General features: G+C 69.7%; 14 protein-coding genes. All 14 read right to left on the bottom strand.

Features of this window, described 5'->3' with window-relative positions; genetic code table 11:
• The gene (locus RAB71_RS10355; protein ID WP_010343333.1) at positions 1-1137 is read right to left on the bottom strand and encodes a two-component system response regulator; all 1137 of its coding nucleotides are present in this window, start codon (positions 1135-1137) and stop codon (positions 1-3) included.
• Between the two features lie 146 nt (positions 1138-1283).
• On the bottom strand, positions 1284-2801 hold the full coding sequence (lysS, locus tag RAB71_RS10350; RefSeq protein ID WP_010343334.1) for a lysine--tRNA ligase: 1518 nt from the start codon (positions 2799-2801) through the stop codon (positions 1284-1286).
• Between the two features lie 95 nt (positions 2802-2896).
• A protein-coding gene (prfB, locus tag RAB71_RS10345) for a peptide chain release factor 2 (protein ID WP_100224025.1) occupies positions 2897-4022 on the bottom strand; the annotation gives its coding sequence in 2 pieces (ribosomal slippage) (positions 2897-3946 and positions 3948-4022; 1125 coding nt in all).
• A gap of 68 nt (positions 4023-4090) precedes the next feature.
• Positions 4091-4987 (bottom strand): LytTR family DNA-binding domain-containing protein, encoded by an 897-nt coding sequence (locus RAB71_RS10340; protein ID WP_029562138.1) that lies wholly within the window; start codon positions 4985-4987, stop codon positions 4091-4093.
• Between the two features lie 206 nt (positions 4988-5193).
• Positions 5194-6927, bottom strand: coding sequence for a single-stranded-DNA-specific exonuclease RecJ (gene recJ / locus RAB71_RS10335; protein WP_010343337.1), 1734 nt, complete (start codon positions 6925-6927; stop codon positions 5194-5196).
• On the bottom strand, positions 6924-7844 hold the full coding sequence (locus RAB71_RS10330; protein ID WP_010343338.1) for a regulatory protein rpfe: 921 nt from the start codon (positions 7842-7844) through the stop codon (positions 6924-6926). Before RAB71_RS10330 ends, recJ begins: the two co-directional genes overlap by 4 nt.
• A gap of 4 nt (positions 7845-7848) precedes the next feature.
• Positions 7849-8313 (bottom strand): transcription elongation factor GreA, encoded by a 465-nt coding sequence (gene greA, locus RAB71_RS10325; RefSeq protein ID WP_026143501.1) that lies wholly within the window; start codon positions 8311-8313, stop codon positions 7849-7851.
• A gap of 8 nt (positions 8314-8321) precedes the next feature.
• Positions 8322-11564 (bottom strand): carbamoyl-phosphate synthase large subunit, encoded by a 3243-nt coding sequence (gene carB / locus RAB71_RS10320; RefSeq protein ID WP_010343340.1) that lies wholly within the window; start codon positions 11562-11564, stop codon positions 8322-8324.
• Between the two features lie 9 nt (positions 11565-11573).
• Positions 11574-12020 carry a hypothetical protein gene (locus RAB71_RS10315; protein ID WP_175300604.1) on the bottom strand — a complete coding sequence of 149 codons (447 nt, stop codon included), beginning with the start codon at positions 12018-12020 and terminating at the stop codon, positions 11574-11576.
• Positions 12017-13141 carry a glutamine-hydrolyzing carbamoyl-phosphate synthase small subunit gene (carA, locus tag RAB71_RS10310; RefSeq protein WP_010343342.1) on the bottom strand — a complete coding sequence of 375 codons (1125 nt, stop codon included), beginning with the start codon at positions 13139-13141 and terminating at the stop codon, positions 12017-12019. Before carA ends, RAB71_RS10315 begins: the two co-directional genes overlap by 4 nt.
• Before the next feature lie 162 nt (positions 13142-13303).
• Positions 13304-14020: a 4-hydroxy-tetrahydrodipicolinate reductase gene (dapB, locus tag RAB71_RS10305; protein WP_010343343.1), complete on the bottom strand. Its 717-nt coding sequence runs from the start codon at positions 14018-14020 to the stop codon at positions 13304-13306.
• Positions 14021-14266: 246 nt separating this feature from the next.
• Entirely contained in the window at positions 14267-14980 is a 714-nt protein-coding gene (locus RAB71_RS10300; RefSeq protein WP_010343344.1) for an MOSC domain-containing protein, read from the bottom strand.
• A 20-nt stretch (positions 14981-15000) separates the two neighbouring features.
• A complete protein-coding gene (locus RAB71_RS10295) occupies positions 15001-16209 on the bottom strand; it encodes a PLP-dependent aminotransferase family protein (RefSeq protein ID WP_052471035.1) in 1209 nt (402 codons plus the stop codon).
• Between the two features lie 71 nt (positions 16210-16280).
• Positions 16281-16535: a DUF6587 family protein gene (locus RAB71_RS10290; RefSeq protein ID WP_010343346.1), complete on the bottom strand. Its 255-nt coding sequence runs from the start codon at positions 16533-16535 to the stop codon at positions 16281-16283.
• Between the last annotated feature and the right edge of the window lies 1 nt (position 16536).

The raw sequence follows: 16536 nt of genomic DNA, 5'->3' as shown, positions 1-16536 counted from the left end.
TCAGATTCCTGGTCGCGCCGAGGCGGTGGAGAACTTCTCGCAGATCACCTGCAACTGCTCGCGGCCGCGGAACAGCGCGTCCACGCAACGCGGGTCGAACAGGCGGCCGCGCTGGGCGTAGAGGTAGGCCAGGGTCGCATCCATGGTCCAGGCTTCCTTGTAGGGCCGCGGCGAGATCAGCGCGTCGAACACGTCGGCGACCGCCACGATCCGCGCTTCCAGCGGAATCGCCTCGCCGACCAGGCCGTCCGGGTAGCCGCTGCCGTCGTAGCGCTCGTGGTGGCGCAGCGCGATCAGCGCGCCGACCTGGATGAAGCGGTTCTGGCTGCCGCTGAGCAGTTCGTAGCCGATGCGCGGGTGCATGCGCATCACCGCCATCTCGTCCTCGCTGAGCTTGCCCGGCTTGAGCAGCACCGCGTCGGGAATGGCGATCTTGCCCATGTCGTGCAGGCTCGCCGCCATCTCGATGACCCGCACCTCGTCCTCGGACAGGCCCAGTTGCTCGGCGATCAGCCCGGCCACGTGCGCCATCCGCTCCAGGTAGGCGCTGGTGCCGACATCGCGGTACTCGATGGCCCGGGCCAGCCGCGACAGGGTCTCGCGCTCGCGTTCCTCGACCTCGCGCATGCTGGCCAGCAGGCGCTGCTCGAGCGACATCGCGCGCTGCTTGATGTTCTCGCTCTGCAGCCGCAGCTGCAGCAGGTTGTGGCAGCGCGCGCGCAGTTCGCGCGGGCGGATCGGCTTGACCAGGAAGTCGATCACCCCCGCTTCCAGCGCCGCCTGGCGGATCGGCTCGTCGCCGACCACGGTGATCAGGATGATGGGAATGTCGCGGTGCTTGGGCAGCCGGCGCAGGCGCCGCGCGAACTCCAGCCCGTCCATGCCCGGCATGCGGTAGTCGAGCAACAGCAGATCGACCTTGCCCGCCTCGCACCAGGCCAGCGCGGCCTGCGAGTCGCCGAAGTCGCGTACGGTCAGTTCCGGGGCGATGTCCTCGATGACATGCCGCAGCATCGTGCGCGCGGAGGTCTGATCGTCGACGATGACGATGTTCAAACGATTGTCGCTTCCGTCCGCCCAGTGGAGACGGTCCCCGTTCGAGGACGCGCCGGAGAGGCTCATGCTGGCATCATGCATCTGCAATCCTCCGCCCGTCGCATCTGCGCGGGCTGCTGAGACGACAACGGGAACGCACCGGCGCGGGGTCACCCGGCGCGTCCACCTCACTTCCTTTTGCGTGCAACGCCTAGTGCAAGAACCGCACCACCTCGTCCGCGGCTAGGTTAAGCCTCCGGACGCATATACGGAAACAGCAGCACGTCACGGATTGAGCTGCTGCCGGTGAGCAACATTACCAGCCGGTCGATGCCGATGCCCAGGCCGCCGGTCGGCGGCAGCCCCACTTCCAGCGCCCGGATGTAGTCGGCGTCGAAATGCATGGCCTCGTCGTCGCCCCCCTCCTTCGCCGCCACCTGGGCCTGGAACCGCGCCGCCTGGTCTTCCGGGTCGTTGAGCTCGGAGAAGCCGTTGGCGATTTCCTTGCCGTTGATGAACAGCTCGAAGCGGTCGGTGTAGCCCGGCTCGGTGTCGCTGGAACGGGCCAGCGGTGACACCTCGACCGGGTGGTCGGTGATGAAGGTGGGCTGGATCAGGGTGTGCTCGACCGTGGCCTCGAAGATCTCCAGCAGCAGCTTGCCCCAGCCGTAGGACGGCTTGGTGCGGATCTTCAGCCGCTCGCAGTGGCGCAGCAGCGCCTCGCGGTCGGTACAGTCGGCGGCACTGATCTCCGGGTTGTGGTGGCGCACCGCCTCGTCCATGCGCCAACGACGGAACGCCGGCGCCAGGTCGATGTCGGCGCCGTCCCAGTGGACCTGGGTGGTGCCCAGCACCTCGCGGGCGACGTCGCGGATGACGTTCTCGGTCAGGTCCATCACCTCGTGGTACGTGGCGTAGGCCTCGTACAGCTCCATCATGGTGAATTCCGGATTGTGCCGGGTGCTGACGCCTTCGTTGCGGAAATTGCGGTTGATTTCGTAGACCCGTTCCAGGCCGCCGACCACCAGCCGCTTCAGGTACAGCTCCGGGGCCACCCGCAGGTACAGGTCCAGGTCCAGGGCGTTGTGGTGGGTGGTGAACGGCTTGGCCGTGGCGCCGCCGGGGATGTAGTGCATCATCGGCGTCTCCACTTCCAGGAAGCGGCGCGCGTCCAGCCAGGCGCGCATGGCGCGGATGATCTTGGAGCGCTTGACGAACACCTCGCGCGCCTCCGGCGACACGATCAGGTCGACGTAGCGCTGGCGGTAGCGCTGCTCCACGTCCGACAGGCCGTGCCACTTGTCCGGCAGCGGCCGCAGCGCCTTGGTCAGCAGGCGCAGGCCAGTGGCCTTGATCGACAGTTCGCCGGTCTTGGTGCGGGTCAGCCCGCCCTCCACGCCGATGATGTCGCCGATGTCCCAGCCCTTGAAGGCGTCGTAGGCCTCGCCCAGGGCGTTGGCCTGCAGGAACAGCTGGATGCGCCCGGACTCGTCCTGCAGTTGCACGAAGCTGGCCTTGCCCATCACCCGCTTGGCCAGCAGGCGCCCGGCCAGCCGCAGGCTGCGTCCTTGGGCCTCCAGCGCCTCGGCGGTCCAGCGCTCGGTGTCGGCGAACTCGGCCTGCAGATCGCCGGCGAAGTCGCTGCGGCGGAAATCGTTCGGATAGGCCACGCCCTGCGCGCGCAGCGCGGCGAGTTTGGCGCGCCGTTCGGCGATGAGGCTGTTCTCGTCGACGGGAAGGGACGGCGCGGGGGTCTGCTCGGTCATGGGATGGGGGATGCGTGAGGAAGGGAAAGAATGCACCAGCCGACGCGGCCGTGTGCCGCCGCACGGCCTCCGTCGCCAGGACGGAGGCCGCCGGTTCAGGCGTCGCTGCGTTTCGCGCCGGCTTCCAGACCGGACTTGAGGCTGGCCTCGACGAACTCGTCCAGGTCGCCGTCGAGCACCTTCTGGGTGTCCGAGCGCTCCACGCCGGTGCGCAGGTCCTTGATCCGGCTCTGGTCGAGCACGTAGTTGCGGATCTGGCTGCCCCAGCCGATGTCGGACTTGGTCGCCTCCACCGCATCGCGCTCGGCGTTGCGCTTCTGGATCTCCAGCTCGTACAGCTTGGCGGCCAGCATCTTCATCGCGTTGTCGCGGTTCTGGTGCTGGCTGCGCCCGGTCTGGCAGGCCACCACGATGCCGGTGGGCACGTGAGTGATGCGCACCGCCGACTCGGTCTTGTTGACGTGCTGGCCGCCGGCGCCGGAGGACCGGTACACGTCGGTCTTCAGGTCGGCCGGATTGATGTCGATGTCGATGTTGTCGTCCACTTCCGGCGACACGAACACCGAGGTGAAGCTGGTATGGCGGCGGTTGTCCGAGTCGAACGGCGACTTGCGCACCAGCCGGTGCACGCCGGTCTCGGTCTTCAGCCAGCCGTAGGCGAAGTCGCCCTCCACGCGCAGCGTGGCCGACTTGATCCCGGCCACTTCGCCGCCGGAGACTTCCATCAGCTCGGTCTTCCAGCCGCGCGACTCGCACCAGCGCAGGTACATGCGCAACAGGATCTCGGCCCAGTCCTGGGCCTCGGTACCGCCGGCGCCGGCCTGGATGTCGACGAAGGCGTTGCTGGCGTCCATCTGCCCGGAGAACATGCGCTGGAACTCCAGCTTCTCCACCTGCGCCTGGAAGCGGTCGACGTCGGCCAGCACCGCCTGCGCGGTGGCCTCGTCGTTCTCGCTTTCGGCCAGTTCCAGGAATTCCAGCGATTCGTTCAGGCCATCGAGCACGCTGGCGATGCCGCCGACGGTCTTCTCCAGGCTGGCGCGCTCGCGGCCCAGGCCCTGGGCGCGCTCAGGGTCGTTCCAGACGTCGGGGCTTTCCAGCTCCCGGGTGACTTCCTCTAGACGCTCCTTCTTGGCGTCGTAGTCAAAGAAACCCCCGTAGCGACAGCACCCGATCGGACAGATCGGCGATGCGGTGGCGAATCGGATTGAGTTCGATCATTGCGGCATTTCCGGCAGACAAGAGCGCGATTCTAGCAATTCCGGCCGCCGCGCCACAGCGCCGCCGGCCTACTCGACGGGGGCGGCCTCGCCCTCCCCGGCCGCCACCCGCAGCCCGGCGCGGTAGCGGCGGCTGCACGGCACCTGGCTGCCGTCGCGCAGGTGCACGCGCGCCTCGCCCGCCTCCAGCGGCTCGATCGAGACCACGCTGGCGAGGTTGACGATGTAGCTGCGGTGGATGCGCACGAACCGCGCAGGGTCCAGCCGCGCCTCGATCGCGGCCATGGTGCTGCGCAGCGGGTAGTCGTAGCCGCGCACGCGCAGGTTGACGTAGTTGCCGGCCGCCTGCAGCCATTCGATATCGGCCGCGGCAACCAGGAAATCGCGGCCCAGCTTGCGCACCAGGAAGCGCTCCGGTCGCTCCAGCGAGCCCACCGGCGGACCGGCGTCGGGCGCGCCGAGCAGCGCCGCCTCGCCCTGCCAGCGCCGCAACAGGAACCGATACATCTCCACGCACAGCGCGATCGAGGCCAGGCTGCGCACGTCTTTCAGATACTCGTAGGCCAGGCCCTGCGGCCACGGCCCGAAATCATAGTGCTGGCCCTGCATGTGGTAGACCAGGCTGCGCACGGCCACCATCCCCACCACATGCAATACCGACAGCGCCACGCTGCCCAGCAGGTAGCCCGGCAGCCGGCGCCGCCAGGTGTCCCAGTGCAGCGGATAGCGCCGGGTCAGCAGCACCACCAGCGGCACGATCAGCAGGAACATCAGTTGGCTGGACCACTCCCAGACCACCGGTTCCCAGGCGGCGAAGTGCAACCCAGTGGTGCGGATGTCGATCAGCACCGTGATGCTGTTGGCGGTGGCGTTGATCAGGGTCAGCGCGACCCAGAAGCCGATCTCGAAACTGCGGCGCCAGGGCTGGAAACGGGAGTAGGCGCTGGCGCCGGAGAGGTCTGACATCTGCAAAGTGTAGCGGCAGATCCTCGTTCGCCGATGCGCGAGGGACGATCAACGCATCGGATTTGCTAGGCTTCGCCCCGTACCCTCATCCGCCCCTGCGGGGCACCTTCTCCCGAAGGGAGAAGGAACAGCGAAGCCCCTCTCCCATCGGGAGAGGGGTTGGGGTGAGGGTCCGGCACCACCTGCAGCGTCGGACCGCCAACTGCTCAGCCATCCAACGGCAAACAGTGCTCCACCACCAATTGCACCGCATCGCCACCGCGGTAGTCGTCGGCAACCAGCCGATAGGCGATGTGCACGCGGCGGCCGGGTTCGCGGCCGTGCCAGCCGTTGAAGTGGATCGCGTTCAAGGGCGCGGCGCGGCCGGGGCAGCGCAAGCTCAGCTTGAGGTGGCGCTCCTTCAGCACGCGCCACTGCAGCACCTCGAATTCGCCATCGAACAGCGGCTCGGGAAAGCCCTGCCCCCATGGCCCGCCCTGGCGCAACGCCTCGGCATGGCGATGGTCGAGTTCGTGCGGTTCCAGCGCGCCGTCGCTGAGCAGTTCGGCCTGCAGCAGTTCCGCGTCCAGGCTGGCCAAGGCATGGTTGCGGAACACCTGTTCGAATTCGGGCAACGCGTCCTGCGGCAGGCTCAGGCCCGCTGCCATGGCGTGGCCGCCGAACTTCTCCATCAGGCCCGGCCGCTGCGCCTCCACCGCCGCCATCGCATCGCGGATGTGGAAGCCGGGAATCGAACGCGCCGAGCCGCGCAACTGGGTACTGCCCGGTTCGGCCGGGGCGAAGGCGATCACCGGCCGGTGCAGGCGGTCCTTCATCTTCGAGGCGACCAGGCCGATCACGCCGGGATGCCACTGCGCATCGAACAGGCACACCGCCACCGGCGGCTGCTCGGGTGCGGCCAGCAGCGCCTTGGCCACCACCGCCTCGGCCTCGTCGGTCATCTGCTGTTGCACCGCGCGGCGCTCGGCGTTGATCTCCTCCAGCGTCGCGGCGATCGCGCGCGCCTGCTGCGGGTCCTCACACAACAGCAGTTCGATGCCCAAGGCCATGTCCTCGAGCCGGCCGGCGGCGTTGAGCCGCGGGGCAAGGGCGAAGCCGATGTCGCTGGCGCTGAGCCGTGCCGGGTCGCGGCCGCTGGCCTCGATCAGGGCGCGCAGGCCGATGCAGCCCTCGCCACGCTGCAGCCGGCGCAAGCCGGCCGAGACCAGCGCGCGGTTGTTTGGATCCAGCGGCACCAGATCGGCGACGGTGCCGACCGCGACCAGGTCCAGCAGCACGCCCAGGTCCGGCGGCGCAGCGGCGAACGCACCGCGCGCGCGCAGGTGCCGGCGCAGCGCCAGCAGCACGTAGAAGATCACGCCGACGCCGGCCAGCATCTTGCTCGGGAACGCGTCGCCGGCCAGATTCGGATCGACGATGGCATCGGCCGGCGGCAACGCCGGACCCGGCAGGTGATGGTCGGTGACCAGCACCTGCCAGCCCAGCGCCTTGGCCGCGGCGACGCCGGCATGGCAGGCGATGCCGTGGTCCACCGTCACCAGCAGGTCCGGCTGCAACGGCGCCAGTTCCGCGACCAGCGCCGGCGACAGCCCGTAGCCATGGACCATGCGGTTGGGCACCGCGTGCAGCACCTGCGCGGCGCCGAGCAGGCGCAGCCCGCGCACCGCCACCGCGCAGGCGGTGGCACCGTCGCAATCGAAATCGCCGACCACCAGGATGCGCTTGCCCGCCGCGATCGCGTCGGCCAGCAACACCACCGCGGCGTCGATGCCGCTCAGTGCATCGGGCGGCAGCAGTTGCGCCAGCTTGGGCTGCGCCAGGCCGCTGTCGTGTGCGCCGCGCGCGGCATAGATGCGCCGCAGCAGCGGCAAGGTGGCCTCGTGCCACGGGCCGGCCGCGGCCGCCGCGGGCCGCCGCACGATGCGCGCGCTGGAACTCATGCGTCCAGGCGCGACAGCGGTCGCCGCCACAGGCGCCAGCGTTGCGCGGGGGCGATGCGGAAACAGGTGCCGTCCTCGAAATCCAGTTGCAGTTGCTGCAACTCGCCGTCGCGCAGCGCCTGCAGCAGCGGCTGTACCACCTCGCCGACGAACTGCTCGGGCGCACGCAACTGGCGCAGGTCGACCAGCGCATCGACCCGCGGCGCCTGTGCGTCGGCGACGCCGGCGGCCTGGGCGAGCGCGCGCAACAGCGGATCGCGGCTGCGCACCTGCGCATGCGCAGTGCCGACCGTGGCCGGCAGGCGGCCGCCGCCCCAGAACCACAGCGAATTGATCGCCGGCTGCCCGCGGGCGACGCGTTCGCGGTTCCACGGATGCTGATGCAGCACGATCTGCGCCTCGGTCAGCAACGCACGCCAGCGGCGCGCGTCCTCGCCCTGCGGCAGATGGTCGAACAGGTCCGCGCCGAGCACCTGCGCCGGCGCCGCGAACACCGGCAGCACGCTGTCGGCCGGCAGACGCAGGTACCAGCGGGTCGGATCGGGCGCGTCCAGGGTCAGCCCGCTCTCGGCGAACAGGGCCTGCACCGCCGGCAACAGCGCGTCCAGGTCCACCGCGTCGAGCGGCAGCATGTCGCCATGCGCCATCAGCCGCGCGCCCTGCATGTCCGGCACCACGTAGGCGGGATCGGCGCGCAGCCACAGGCCGTCGCCGGCATCGCCGGCGTCCAGTTGCCGGGTCAGTGCCGCAGCCGGCAGGGAGTCCTCCGCCAGCGCGAAATGGCGGCGCAACTGCGCCTCGCCGCCGGGCGCGGCCTGCGTGCGGTCGGCGCGACCGAACGCGCGCGCCACCTCGCCAGACAGCACGGCGCCGGCCAGGCGGACCCGCTCGGGCAACAGCAAGGTGGCAACCGCCATCGGATCAGCCGACGTAGGCGACGCTGACGATCTCGTACTCGCGGCGACCGGCCGGAGCGTCGATGCTGACGCTGTCGCCTTCCATCTTGCCGATCAGCGCGCGCGCCAGCGGCGAGGAGATCGCGATCAGGCCGAGCTTGATGTCCGCCTCCAGGTCGCCGACCAACTGGTAGCGCTTCTCCTCGTCGGTCTCGACGTCGGCCAGGGTCACGGTGGCGCCGAACACCACCTTGCTGCCGACCGCCAGCTTGCTGACGTCGATGACCTCGGCGTGCGACAGCTCGCTTTCCAGCTGCTTGATGCGGCCTTCGATGAAGCCCTGCTGCTCGCGCGCGGCGTGGTACTCGGCGTTCTCCTTCAGGTCGCCGTGCGCACGCGCCTCGGCGATCGCGGTGATGACCTCGGGACGCTTGACCGACTTCAGGTGATCCAGTTCCTCGCGCAACCGCTGCGCGCCTTGCATGGTGATCGGGGCTCTCACGCTTCCAGCTCCTTGTGCAGTTCCTGCAGCGCCCAGACCGGACCGGTGCCGCGGAATTCCAGTGAATGCACCAGCGCACGCGCGCCGGCGACCGTGGTCGAATAGGTGACGCGATGCTGCAGGGCTTCGCGACGGATCGAGAACGAGTCGGAGATCGCCGCCCGGCCCTCGGTGGTGTTGACGATATACACGATTTCGCCGTTCTTGATCAGGTCGACGATGTGCGGGCGGCCCTCGGCGACCTTGTTGACCTGCTCGCACTGCAGGCCGTGCTGCTGCAGCCAGGCGCAGGTGCCGCGGGTGGCGACCAGGGTGTAGCCGCGCTCGACCAGCGCCTGCGCCACCGGCAGCACGCGCTGCTTGTCCGGATCGCGCACCGACACGAACGCCTTGCCCAGCGGCGGCGCCTTGATGCCGCCGGCTTCCTGCGCACGCGCGAACGCCGCGCCGAAGCTGCGGCCCACGCCCATCACCTCGCCGGTGGAACGCATCTCCGGGCCGAGGATCGGATCGACGCCCTGGAACTTGGCGAACGGGAAGATCGCCTCCTTCACCGAATAGTAGTCGGGCACGATCTCCTTCAGCGCGCCCTGCTCGGCCAGGGTCTTGCCGGCCATGCAGCGCGCAGCGATCTTGGCCAACGGCACGCCGATCGCCTTGGACACGAACGGCACGGTGCGCGAGGCGCGTGGGTTCACTTCCAGCAGGTAGACGATGTCGTCGCCGGCATCGTTGACCTGCACCGCGAACTGGGTGTTCATCAGCCCGACCACGTTCAGCGCCTTGGCCAGTTCGACCACCTGGCGGCGTAGCTCGGTCTGGGTGGCCGGCGACAGCGAGTACGGCGGCAGCGAGCAGGACGAATCGCCCGAGTGCACGCCAGCTTCCTCGATGTGCTCCATGACGCCGCCGATCAGCACCTGGCCGCTGTGGTCGGCGATGATGTCCACGTCCACTTCCACCGCGTTGTCCAGGAAACGGTCCAGCAGCACCGGCGAATCGTTGGAGACCTTGACCGCATCGCGCACGTAGCGCGCCAGGTCGGATTCGCCGTAGACGATTTCCATGGCGCGGCCGCCGAGCACGTAGCTCGGGCGCACCACCAGCGGGTAGCCGATCTCGCGCGCCAGCACCAGCGCTTCCTCGGCGTTGCGGGCGATGCGGTTCGGCGGCTGCTTCAGGCCCAGCTTGTCGACCAGCTGCTGGAAGCGCTCGCGGTCCTCGGCCAGGTCGATGGAATCCGGCGAGGTGCCGATCACCGGCACGCCGTTGGCTTCCAGCGCGCGCGCCAGCTTCAGCGGGGTCTGCCCGCCGTACTGCACGATCACGCCCTTGGGCTGCTCCAGCTCGACGATCTCCAGTACGTCTTCCAGGGTCAGCGGCTCGAAGTACAGGCGATCGGAGGTGTCGTAGTCGGTGGACACGGTCTCCGGATTGCAGTTGACCATGATGGTCTCGTAGCCGTCCTCGCGCAGCGCCAGCGCCGCGTGCACGCAGCAGTAGTCGAACTCGATGCCCTGGCCGATGCGGTTGGGGCCGCCGCCGAGGATCATGATCTTGTCGCGGTCGCTCGGCGCGGCCTCGCACTCGTCCTCGTAGGTCGAGTACAGGTAGGCGGTGCTGGTGGCGAATTCGGCCGCGCAAGAGTCCACTCGCTTGTACACCGGGCGCACCTTGTGCGCGCGGCGCAGCGCGCGCACCGCGGCCTCGTTGGTGCCGCACAGCTCGGCCAGGCGCGCATCGGAGAAACCGGCGCGCTTGAGCGTGCGCAGGCGCTTGGCGTCCAGCGCACCGAGGCCGTCGGCAGCCAGCTGCACTTCCTGCGCGATCAGGTCTTCCATCTGGTCGAGGAACCAGGGATCGATGAACGACAGCGCGTGCACCTGCTCCACGCTCATGCCGGCGCGGAAGGCGTCGGCGACATAGAACAAGCGCTCCGGACCGGGCGCCTTCAGCTCGCGCTTGAGCGTGGCCAGGTCGTCTTCGCTGCTCAGGTCCAGGCCGGTCGGGTCCAGCCCGATCTTGCCGGTCTCCAGGCCGCGCAGGGCCTTCTGCAGCGATTCGGAGAAGGTGCGGCCCATCGCCATCACCTCGCCCACCGACTTCATCTGCGTGGTCAGGCGCGCGTCGGCCTGCGGGAACTTCTCGAAGGCGAAGCGCGGGATCTTGGTGACCACGTAGTCGATCGACGGCTCGAACGAGGCCGGGGTCAGCCCGCCGGTGATCTCGTTCTTCAGTTCGTCCAGGGTGTAGCCCACCGCCAGCTTGGCCGCGACCTTGGCGATCGGGAAGCCGGTGGCCTTGGAGGCCAGCGCCGAGGAGCGCGACACGCGCGGGTTCATCTCGATCACCACCACGCGGCCGGTCTGCGCGTTGATGCCGAACTGCACGTTGGAGCCGCCGGTGTCCACGCCGATCTTGCGCAGCACCGCGATCGAGGCGTCGCGCAGGCGCTGGTATTCCTTGTCGGTCAGGGTCTGCGCCGGGGCGACGGTGATCGAGTCGCCGGTGTGCACGCCCATCGGGTCCAGGTTCTCGATCGAGCAGACGATGATGCAGTTGTCCGCGGTGTCGCGGACCACTTCCATCTCGAACTCCTTCCAGCCCAGCACCGACTCTTCGACCAGCACTTCGCTGGTCGGCGACAGTTCCAGGCCGCGGCCGACGATCTCGATCAGCTCTTCGCGGTTGTAGGCGATGCCGCCGCCGCTACCGCCGAGGGTGAAGCTGGGGCGGATGATGGTCGGGTAGCCGACCGTGGCCTGGATCTCCAGCGCCTCTTCCAGGGTGTGCGCCACCGCCGCCTTCGGGCATTCCAGGCCGATCTCGCCCATCGCCACGCGGAACAGCTCGCGGTCCTCGGCCATGCGGATGGCCTCGCGCTTGGCGCCGATCAGCTCGACGCCGTACTTCTCCAGCACGCCGTGGTCGGCCAGGTCCAGCGCGCAGTTCAGCGCGGTCTGCCCGCCCATGGTCGGCAGCAGCGCGTCGGGCTTTTCCTTTGCGATGATCTTCTCGACCGTCTGCCAGTTGATCGGCTCGATGTAAACGGCATCGGCCATGTTCGGGTCGGTCATGATCGTGGCCGGGTTGCTGTTGACCAGCACCACGCGGTAGCCCTCGTCGCGCAGCGCCTTGCACGCCTGCGCTCCGGAGTAGTCGAACTCGCAGGCCTGGCCGATGACGATCGGGCCGGCGCCGATGATGAGGATGGTTTGGAGGTCGGTGCGCTTGGGCATGGGGGATTCTCAGTAGAGGCGGTCCTGCCACGCCGCAGGGGCGCGCCAGGTGATCTGATCGGGCGAACGCGCATCGATCGCGCCATGGTCGACCGCGGCGCGAACCTCGCGCTGCATCGCGGCCCAACTGCTGGCGGTGGCGCCGATGCGCGCGCCGATCCGGTTGTTGTGGGCGTCCATCGCCCGGCTGGCGTTGCCGTGGCCGTCGCGCTCCATGACCGCCGTGACCCAGTCCACGCAGCGTGGCGACAGGGTGTAGGCGACCACGGCGCTGGCCAGGCTGTGGCGGTACGCATCGGCAGGGCCGTCGCGCCCGCCCGGCAGGCCGGCGCTGAGCCATTGCGGATACACCGCGCCCAGCACGAAGGCCGGATACGCGGCCAGCACCAGCAACGCCGTGGCCGGCCCCCGCCAGCGGCGGGTCGGCGACGGCATGGCCGGCACGGCGGCCATCAGGCGGCGGCCGCCATCAGCGCGGTGAAGCGATCGAACAGCGGCGCCACGTCGCGCGGGCCCGGCGAAGCTTCCGGATGGCCCTGGAAGCTGAAGGCCGGCGCGTCGGTGAGCGCGATGCCCTGGTTGCTGCCGTCGAACAGCGAGCGATGGGTGACGCGCACATTGGCCGGCAGCGTCGCCTCGTCCACCGCGAAACCATGGTTCTGCGAGGTGATCATCACCCGGCCGCTGTCCAGGTCCTGCACCGGGTGGTTGGCGCCGTGGTGGCCATGGCCCATCTTCAGGGTCTGCGCGCCGGCGGCCAGCGCCAGCAGCTGGTGGCCCAGGCAGATGCCGAAGGTCGGGATCTTGCGCGCCAGCAGTTCCTTGATCGCGGCGATCGCGTAGTCGCAAGGGGCCGGGTCGCCGGGGCCGTTGGACAGGAACACGCCGTGCGGGTTCATCGCCAGCACATCGGCGACCGGCGTCTGCGCCGGCACCACGGTCACCTCGCAGCCGCGCTCGGCGAGCATGCGCAGGATGTTGAGCTTGACCCCGTAGTCGTAGGCGACGACCTTGAACCTGGGCTCGGCCGTCACGAACGCGTTGCTGTCCAGGTCGAGCTGGCCGTCGCGCCAGGGATAGGCGGTGTCGGTGGAGACCACCTTGGCCAGGTCCATGCCCTTGAGCCCCGGGAACTTGCGCGCCGCCTCCAGCGCGGTGTCCACGTTCACCTCGCCGGCCATCAGCGCGCCGTTCTGCGAGCCCTTCTCGCGCAGGATGCGGGTCAGCTTGCGGGTGTCGATGCCGGCGATGGCGACCACGCCGCGCTGGATCAGCCAGTCCGGCAGCGCCACCTGGTTGCGCCAGTTGCTGGGGCGGCGCGGCACGTCGCGCACGATCAGGCCGGCCGACCAGACCTGGGCGGCCTCGTCGTCCTGGTCGGTGCAGCCGGTGTTGCCGATATGCGGATAGGTCAGCGTGACCAGTTGGCGGGCGTAGGAGGGATCGGTGAGGATCTCCTGGTAGCCGGTCATGGCGGTGTTGAACACCACTTCGCCGACGGACAGGCCGGCAGCGCCTACGGATTCGCCCTCGAACACGGTGCCGTCTTCAAGGACAAGGATTGCGGGTTGAGTCACGGGGTTCGCCTTGGGGAGAGAGGAACCCTGCCCCACCAACTTGCAGGCTGCAAGAAACCGCGAACTCGGCGCTTCTCCGGGTCCGTGGCGATGGGTAACAGGCGAGCGAGAATTGTACCGGCGCGGGGCGGTCCGCGCCAGCCGTTTGGGTGAAGCGCCTGTTCAGCCGAGCAGATCGCGCAGCCGGTAGGCCCCGGGCGCACGCCCCGGCAGGCGCGCGGCGGCATGCAGCGCGCCGCGGGCGAAGATGTCGCGGTTGCTGGCGCGGTGCACCAGTTCGACCCGCTCGCCGAGCCCGGTGAACTGCACCAGATGCTCGCCGACGATGTCGCCGGCGCGCAGGCTGGCGTAGCGCGGGGTGGCGCCGCCGTGCGCGGCCGCGTCGCCGAGGGTGAGCGCGGTGCCGGAGGGCGCGTCCTGCTTGTGCACGTGGTGGGATTCGACGATGTCGCAATCCCAGCCCGGCAGCGCCGCGGCGGCGCGCTCGACCAGGTCGTGCAGCACCGCCACGCCCAGGCTGAAGTTCGACGCCCAGATCAAGGGAATGCGCTCGGCGGCGGCGGCAAGCGCTTGCCGCTGCGCGTCTTCCAGCCCGGTGGTGCCGGACACCAGCGCCGCGCCGCGCGCCGTGCATAGGGCCAGCACCGGATCGAAGCCCTGCGGCAGGCTGAAATCGATCGCCACGTCGAAGGCCGGCACGCCGCCCAGCTCGGCCGCGGCGAAGTACGGCACGCCGTCGATCACCCGCTGCGCCGGCGCGCGCCGCACCACCGCGGCCACCACCTGCAGTGCCGGGTCCTGCGCGGCCAGCCGCAACAACGCCTGGCCCATCCGGCCCGACGCACCATGGATCAACACACGCAGCGGAGAAGTCGTCATCGGCAAAGGCTAGCGGTTTGCGCGCGGGTGCGACAGAGGGTGTGCGCGCCGGAGACGCATGCGCGCCTGACGAAATGCCAGCGACGTTCGACGTCGCGCGTGCGCTGCTTCGGAGGTGAGCCGGCTTCACTCGTCGCGGCTGAAGCCGCTCCTACGACGGGCTGAACGCAATCGCAGCCGATGGGGCATCCCACTGTGGGAGGGGCTTCAGCCCCGACGCGGTGCGAGGAACGGGGCCTTGCTGCCCTACTCCGGAGCCTGCCCCAACAAGCGCTTGTCCCAGTCCTCCACCGCGCGCTGCGCCAGGCGCCGCTCGAACAGGGTGCGCCAGTTCGGCACCAGCGGCAGCGCCAGCACGTCCCGCAATTGCGCCGGGTCGATCTCGCGCCGGTACAGCAGGCCGACCAGCCGTACCAGCGGCCACTGCGGATACGGACGCTCCAGCAACTCCAGGCGATCGCCGGCGGCGACCTCGCCGGGCTGCAGCACGCGGTAGTACCAGCCGGTGCGGCCGCTGTCCTGCACGCGCCGCGCCAGCGCCGGCACGCCGAAGCGGTCGGACAGCTTCCAGCACGGCTGCCGCGACTGCGAGACCTCGACCAGCGCGGTACCCAAACGCAGACGATCGCCCAGGCACAGGTCGGCTTCGGTCACCCCGCAACTGCTGAGGTTCTCGCCGAACGCGCCCGGCGCGTCCAGCAAGGCATGCGCGCCCAGCTCCTCGCGCCAGGCCGGGTAATGGTCGCGCGGGTAATGGTGCAAGGCCTTGTCGGGGCCGCCATGCACGCGGCGGTCGCCTTGCTCGTCCAGTTCCAGCCCTTCCGGGCCGATGCGCAGGCGCCCGTTCTGGGGCCGCTTGTCGATCGCGCTGCGGCTGCCCGGGCGGGTGAACGCCTGCGCGCGGCCGATCAGGACCGCATCGATGGTCCACGAGGCGACCGCGGAACCGGACGACGTCATCGACAGACGCGAGGCCAGGCTCAGGCCGTCGCGCGTCGGTGCGCGGCGACCTCATCCTGCAACAGCGCGCCGAGGATGCGCACGCCGGTCTCGATGCGCTCGGCCGGCACGGTCACGAACGACAGCCGCAAGGTATTGCGCTGCGGCGCGACCGCGAAGAACGGCGCGCCCGGCACGAACGCCACGTTGCGCTCGATCGCCTTGCTCAGCAGCGCGCCGCCGTCCATGCCCTCAGGCAGCTCGACCCAGATGAACATGCCGCCGGCCGGGCGGTTCCAGCGCACCTGCGCCGGGAAATACTTGGTCAGCGCTGCGAGCATCTGCTCGCAGCGGCTGGCGTACAGCGTGCGGATGCCGGGGATATGCGCATCCAGGAAGCCGTCCTGCACCGCTTCGTACACGATGCGCTGACTGAACGAGGGCGTGTGCAGGTCGGCCGCCTGCTTGGCCTGCACCAGCTTGGCATGCACCGCCTCCGGCGCGACCACGTAGCCCAGGCGCAGGCCGGGGGCGAACACCTTGGAGAAGGAGCCCATGTAGATGGCGCCGTCCGGGTTCATCGACAGCAGGCTCGGCAGCGTGTCGCCGCTGTAGCACAGCTCGCCATAGGGATCGTCCTCGACGATCGGCACGCCGGCCGCGGCCGCACGGGCGACCAGCGCCTGGCGGCGATGCAGCGGCAGGCGCCGCCCGGTCGGATTCTGGAAGTTCGGCAGCACGTACATGAAGCGCGCGCCGGCCAGTTGCGCATCGTCTAGCGCGTCCACCACCACGCCGTCGTCGTCCGACTGCATCGCCGCGAACGCCGGCTGGAACAGCGAGAACGCCTGCAGCGCGCCGAGATAGCTGGGCGTTTCCACCAGCACCTTGCTGCCTTCGTCGATGAACACCTTGCCGAGCAGGTCCAGGCCCTGCTGCGACCCGGTGGTGATCAGCACCTGGCTGGGCCGGATGTCGGCGCCGTCGCGGCTCAGTCGCGCCGCCACCCATTCGCGCAGCGGCAGATGGCCTTCGGTCGGGCCGTACTGCAGCGCCGCCTGCGGGGCGTCACGCAGCACCTTGTCGCAGGCCTCGCGCATGCGCGCGACCGGGAAGGTATCCGGCGACGGCAGGCCGCCGGCGAAGGAGATCACTTCCGGGCGTTCGGTGACCTTGAGGATTTCGCGGATCGCCGAACTGGTCAGCGCCTGCGCACGGCGGGAGAACTGGAATGGGCTGGTCATCGGCATAGGATAGTCGCCGCCCTCGCCGCGCGCATGTGCGGCGCACAAGTGCGCCAGACGGCAATACGTGGCGCGGCTCAGTGCCGCCGCGGCGGCGCCGGCCCGCAGCTGTCGCACCCGCCACAGGCGCCTGCACCGGCGCTGGCCGGCGGTGCGATGCGCCGCCCCAGCGCCTGCAGCCAGGCCGCCCGGCCCGGCTTGAGCAGGCGTAGTGCGAGTGCGCCGCGCAGCTTGCGCGCGGTGCCGGGGAATTGCTTCTTCAACACCACCCAGGCGCTGACCAGCACCGCCAGCGCGATCACCAAGTACTGCAGCAGCAGCGAGGCGGTCATC

It is taken from the genome of Xanthomonas sacchari, from assembly GCF_040529065.1.
GTDB classification, from domain to species: domain Bacteria; phylum Pseudomonadota; class Gammaproteobacteria; order Xanthomonadales; family Xanthomonadaceae; genus Xanthomonas_A; species Xanthomonas_A sacchari.
This window is presented reverse-complemented; position numbering and strand designations above follow the sequence as displayed.

Excerpts from the sequence above, each read along its gene's own strand:
- RAB71_RS10355 (WP_010343333.1), bottom strand. The coding sequence starts at position 1,137 with ATGCATGATGCCAGCATGAGCCTCTCCGGCGCGTCCTCGAACGGGGAC.
- RAB71_RS10295 (WP_052471035.1), bottom strand. The coding sequence starts at position 16,209 with ATGCCGATGACCAGCCCATTCCAGTTCTCCCGCCGTGCGCAGGCGCTG.
- recJ (WP_010343337.1), bottom strand. The coding sequence starts at position 6,927 with ATGAGTTCCAGCGCGCGCATCGTGCGGCGGCCCGCGGCGGCCGCGGCC.
- lysS (WP_010343334.1), bottom strand. The coding sequence starts at position 2,801 with ATGACCGAGCAGACCCCCGCGCCGTCCCTTCCCGTCGACGAGAACAGC.
- RAB71_RS10300 (WP_010343344.1), bottom strand. The coding sequence starts at position 14,980 with ATGACGTCGTCCGGTTCCGCGGTCGCCTCGTGGACCATCGATGCGGTC.
- carB (WP_010343340.1), bottom strand. The coding sequence starts at position 11,564 with ATGCCCAAGCGCACCGACCTCCAAACCATCCTCATCATCGGCGCCGGC.
- RAB71_RS10330 (WP_010343338.1), bottom strand. The coding sequence starts at position 7,844 with ATGGCGGTTGCCACCTTGCTGTTGCCCGAGCGGGTCCGCCTGGCCGGC.
- dapB (WP_010343343.1), bottom strand. The coding sequence starts at position 14,020 with ATGACGACTTCTCCGCTGCGTGTGTTGATCCATGGTGCGTCGGGCCGG.
- RAB71_RS10340 (WP_029562138.1), bottom strand. The coding sequence starts at position 4,987 with ATGTCAGACCTCTCCGGCGCCAGCGCCTACTCCCGTTTCCAGCCCTGG.
- RAB71_RS10290 (WP_010343346.1), bottom strand. The coding sequence starts at position 16,535 with ATGACCGCCTCGCTGCTGCTGCAGTACTTGGTGATCGCGCTGGCGGTG.